Raw genomic sequence first — 205 nt, 5'->3', positions numbered from 1 at the left:
CGCCCACCACTTTCATGTTTTCATACGCTTTTAAGTGTAAGAAAAATAAACCGATGGAAATCGGTTTTTTTATGCCTCAATTTATACGCTCTGCTTAGAGTTTAAATAAGCAATCTATGAAAGTGGGTGCATAGCTCAGCTGGATAGAGTACTCGGCTACGAACCGAGCGGTCGGAGGTTCGAATCCTCCTGCGCCCACCACTTT

Annotated in this window: 1 tRNA gene; it reads left to right on the top strand. The window is 43.9% G+C overall.

From position 1 onward, the window contains the following. Nucleotides 1-124 precede the first annotated feature (124 nt). A tRNA-Arg gene (locus P20495_RS00005) sits at nt 125-201 on the top strand. Nucleotides 202-205: the final 4 nt, after the last annotated feature.

Origin of the sequence: Pseudoalteromonas sp. BSi20495, from assembly GCF_000241185.1 — a bacterium.
Lineage (GTDB): Bacteria > Pseudomonadota > Gammaproteobacteria > Enterobacterales > Alteromonadaceae > Pseudoalteromonas > Pseudoalteromonas fuliginea.
The sequence above is the reverse complement of the archived record's forward strand: the minus strand, read 5'-3'. Positions and strand labels throughout refer to the sequence as shown.